Origin of the sequence: Pseudomonas siliginis (genome assembly GCF_019145195.1) — a bacterium.
Lineage (GTDB): Bacteria > Pseudomonadota > Gammaproteobacteria > Pseudomonadales > Pseudomonadaceae > Aquipseudomonas > Aquipseudomonas siliginis.
This window is the reverse complement of record NZ_JAHSTW010000018.1, coordinates 1-3,802: the sequence shown is the minus strand read 5'-3', so window position 1 is coordinate 3,802 and position 3,802 is coordinate 1. Positions and strand designations below refer to the sequence as shown.

Sequence of the window (3,802 nt, the reverse complement as noted above, 5' to 3'; positions counted from 1 at the left end):
TTCAGAAACGAAGCGAACAAAATTGCACAGTTATTTTCGAAGCAGAACACTAGAATAGCCCCATCTTTATCGGAGCCAGAGCCTGTATGTCAGAATCGGTTGACGCCCCCGGGCTGTCAGATTTACCGCTGGAAGACTTGATAGCCTGCCACGAGTGCGACCTGCTGATGCGCAAGCCGACACTTGCCCATGGTGAGAAAGCACTCTGCCCGCGTTGTGGTTATGAGTTGTACGCCCATCGCCATAACGTGGTGCAGCGCAGCCTCGCCCTGGTGATTGCCGCGTTATTACTTTACGTGCCGGCAAACTTTTTACCCATCATGCAACTCAATATCCTCGGGCAATCCTCGCAGGATACGGTCTGGAGTGGCGTAGTCGGCCTGTTCAGCACCGACATGCAAGGTGTGTCGATCGTCGTCTTCCTTTGCAGCATGGCCATACCGTTACTCAAGTTGTTGTGCCAGCTGTTTGTGTTATTGACGATTCGTTTCGATGTCGGCCGAAGCTACGGTTTGCTGCTCTATCGTATTTACCACCACCTTAGGGACTGGGGCATGCTCGAGGTCTACCTCATGGGCGTCCTCGTCGCGATCGTGAAGCTGGCGGATATGGCAGCAATCACCGTCGGCCTCGGGATGGCATGTTTCATTGGCTTGTTATTGGTGCAAGTCTGGCTGGAGGTGGTGATGTCACCGCATCAGATCTGGCAGGCATTATCAGGAGAGGATGCCCATGCGGGCGATTGATGCGGGCATTCTGGTGTGCACCGAATGCCACGAACTGAACAAGCAGGAAGCTGACGTCGATGAGCAGAGCTGTACCCGCTGCGGCGCGGAGGTGCACGCTCGCCGCCCCAACAGCCTGACCCGCACCTGGGCGCTGTTGATCACGGCAGCCATTATCTATATTCCGGCCAACGTCTTGCCGATCATGACGGTCAGCTCCCTGGGCCAGGGTGAACCAAGCACCATCATGTCCGGCGTGATTGAACTGGTGCAGCACGGCATGATTCCGATCGCCACCGTGGTGTTCATCGCCAGCATTCTGGTGCCCACGTTCAAATTGGTCGGCATCGCGTTGCTGCTGTTTTCCGTGCAGCGTCGGCAGCCATTGTCGGCCCGCCAGCGTATCTGGATGTACCGTTTCATCGAGTTCATTGGCCGCTGGTCGATGCTCGATATTTTTGTGATCGCCATTCTCGTGGCGGTCGTCAACTTCGGCCGGATAGCCAGTGTCGAAGCCAATTTGGGCGCCGTCGCCTTCGCCTCTGTGGTGATTCTGACGATGCTCGCCGCAGTAACTTTCGATCCCCGACTGATTTGGGATAACACGGAGTCGGACGACGACCATGACTGATTTGCCTGTAGCGAAAACCCGACCGGCTTCGAACTGGTCGGCCATTTGGGTGCTGCCTCTGATCGCGCTGATCATCGGCGGCTGGCTCGGCTGGCGTGCTTATTCCGAGACCGGTATCGAGATTCAGGTGCGGTTCGAAAGCGGCGAAGGCATCCAGGCCAACAAGACTGAAGTTGTCTACAAAGGCATGCCGGTCGGCAAGGTCAAGACGCTCAAGCTCGACGATGAAGGCAACTCCAAAGGAGTGATCGCCACTATCGAAATGAACAAGGACGTCGAGCAATACCTGAAGACCAGCACGCGGTTCTGGTTGGTCAAACCGAGCGTGACCCTGGCCGGTATCACTGGTCTGGAGACATTGGTCTCGGGTAACTATGTCGCCATCAGTCCCGGTGAAGGCGAGCCCGTGCGCAAGTTCAAGGCACTCGCCGAAGAGCCGCCGCTGTCCGACGCCAAGCCCGGACTGCACCTGACCATCAAGGCCGATCGCCTCGGCTCGCTGAATCGCGGCAGCCCGGTGTTCTACAAGCAGATCAAGGTCGGTCAGGTCAAAAGCTACGTGCTTTCCGAGGATCAGAGCACCGTTGAACTGAAGGTGTTCATTGAGCCGACCTACGCCAAACTGGTGCGCAAACACACACGTTTCTGGAACGCCAGCGGCATCAGCATCGACGCCAACCTGTCCGGTGTGAAAGTGCGCAGTGAATCCCTGGCCAGCATCGTCGCCGGTGGTATCGCGTTCGCGACGCCGGAGAATCGCAAGGACAGCCCAGCGACCGATCCGAGCCTGCCGTTCCGTCTCTATGAAGACTTCGACGCTGCCGCTGCCGGCATTCGCGTGAAGGTCAAACTCAGTGATTTCGAGGGCCTGCAGGCGGGTCGCACACCGGTGATGTACAAAGGCATTCAGGTCGGCAACCTGAAAGCGCTCAAAGTCGATCCGGACCTGAACAGCGCCACAGCCGAGCTGACTCTGGATCCGTTGGCCGAAGACTATCTGGTTGAGGGCACGCAGTTCTGGGTGGTCAAACCGTCGATATCCCTTGCCGGTATTACCGGCCTGGAAGCGCTGGTGAAAGGTAATTACATCGCCGTGCGTCCGGGCGACAAAGGCGCTGCGCCGAAACGCGAATTCGAGGCGCGACCGAAAGCACCACCGCTGGACCTGCGTTCGCCAGGCCTGCATCTGGTGCTGTTCACCGACTCGCTGGGCTCGATCGATGTCGGCAGTCCGATTCTGTACAAGCAGGTCAAGGTCGGTTCGGTGCAGAGCTACCAGTTCTCCCGAACCAAGAAGCAGCTGGTTATCGGCGTGCACATCGAGAAGGAATACGAAAACCTGGTCAACGCCTCGACGCGCTTCTGGAATGTCAGCGGCATTACCCTCACGGGTGGCTTGACCGGCGGCATTCAGGTCAAGAGTGAATCTTTGCAAACGCTGATGGCCGGCGGTATCGCGTTCGAAACGCCGCAGGCCAATGCGCCGTTGAAGAAACGCATACCGCGCTTCCGTCTGTTCGCCGACCACGATGAGGCAAACAAGAAAGGCGCGGTAGTGACGATCAAGGTTGATCGCGCTGACGGCTTGAGCAGCGGTACGCCGGTACGTTTCAAGGGGCTCGATGTCGGCAAGATTGAAAGCGTCGATCTGACCGATGACATGCAGTCGGTAATCCTCACCGCACGCATCACCGAAGTACCGGAAAAGATTGCGCGAGTCGGCAGTCAGTTCTGGGTGGTCAAGCCGGAGCTGGGCCTGATCAAGACGCAGAATCTGGAAACGCTGGTCACCGGTAAATACATCGAAGTCCAGCCGGCGGCGAAGAATCTCGGCCCGCAGAAGAACTTCGTTGCCTTGGCCGAGGCGCCGGAAGTCACCAAGCAGGAAGCGGGCTTGAGTCTGGTGTTGAGCGCAGCACGTCGTGGTTCGCTGAAGCCCGGCGTGCCAGTGACCTACCGCGAAATCACGGTGGGCAAGGTCACCGGTTATGAGTTGGGCCAGACCGCTGACCGTGTGTTGGTGCACATTCTGATCGAGCCAAAGTACGCGCCTCTGGTGCGCAGCGGCAGCCGTTTCTGGAACACCAGCGGCGTGGGCTTCGATTACGGCTTGTTCAAAGGCGTGACGGTTCGGACCGAATCGCTGGAGACGCTGATTCAAGGTGGGATTGCCTTCGCCACCCCGGATGGCGAGCGCATGGGCAATCCGGCGCGGGCCGAGCAGACGTTCCCTTTGTTCGACAAATTCGAGGATGAATGGCTGACCTGGGCGCCGAAGATTCAGCTTGGTAAATAGTGGCGTCTGTTGAGACGTCTTCGCGAGCAGGCTCGCTCCCACAGGGGAACGCATTCCAATTGCGGGAGCGAGCCTGCTCGCGAAGGGGCCAGCCACATCGACACAAATCCAGACCATAAAAAAGGGCTGCGATCCCATCAGATCGCGGCC

3 protein-coding genes are annotated in these 3,802 nt (G+C 58.1%); all 3 read left to right on the top strand.

Annotated features, from left to right (window positions below; genetic code table 11):
* Window positions 1-86 precede the first annotated feature (86 nt).
* Genes KVG87_RS25575 through KVG87_RS25565 form a run of 3 tightly spaced genes read left to right on the top strand, consistent with a single transcriptional unit; the run spans window position 87 to window position 3,652 of the window.
* The gene (locus KVG87_RS25575; RefSeq protein ID WP_217853216.1) at window positions 87-746 is read left to right on the top strand and encodes a paraquat-inducible protein A; all 660 of its coding nucleotides are present in this window, start codon (window positions 87-89) and stop codon (window positions 744-746) included.
* Window positions 733-1,356 carry a paraquat-inducible protein A gene (locus KVG87_RS25570; protein ID WP_217853214.1) on the top strand — a complete coding sequence of 208 codons (624 nt, stop codon included), beginning with the start codon at window positions 733-735 and terminating at the stop codon, window positions 1,354-1,356. Before KVG87_RS25575 ends, KVG87_RS25570 begins: the two co-directional genes overlap by 14 nt.
* On the top strand, window positions 1,349-3,652 hold the full coding sequence (locus KVG87_RS25565; protein ID WP_016773187.1) for a PqiB family protein: 2,304 nt from the start codon (window positions 1,349-1,351) through the stop codon (window positions 3,650-3,652). The genes KVG87_RS25570 and KVG87_RS25565 overlap by 8 nt, the downstream gene beginning before the upstream one ends.
* Window positions 3,653-3,802 lie beyond the last annotated feature (150 nt).

Coding starts and splice junctions, on each gene's coding strand:
- KVG87_RS25575 (WP_217853216.1), top strand. CDS start 87: ATGTCAGAATCGGTTGACGCCCCCGGGCTGTCAGATTTACCGCTGGAA.
- KVG87_RS25570 (WP_217853214.1), top strand. CDS start 733: ATGCGGGCGATTGATGCGGGCATTCTGGTGTGCACCGAATGCCACGAA.
- KVG87_RS25565 (WP_016773187.1), top strand. CDS start 1,349: ATGACTGATTTGCCTGTAGCGAAAACCCGACCGGCTTCGAACTGGTCG.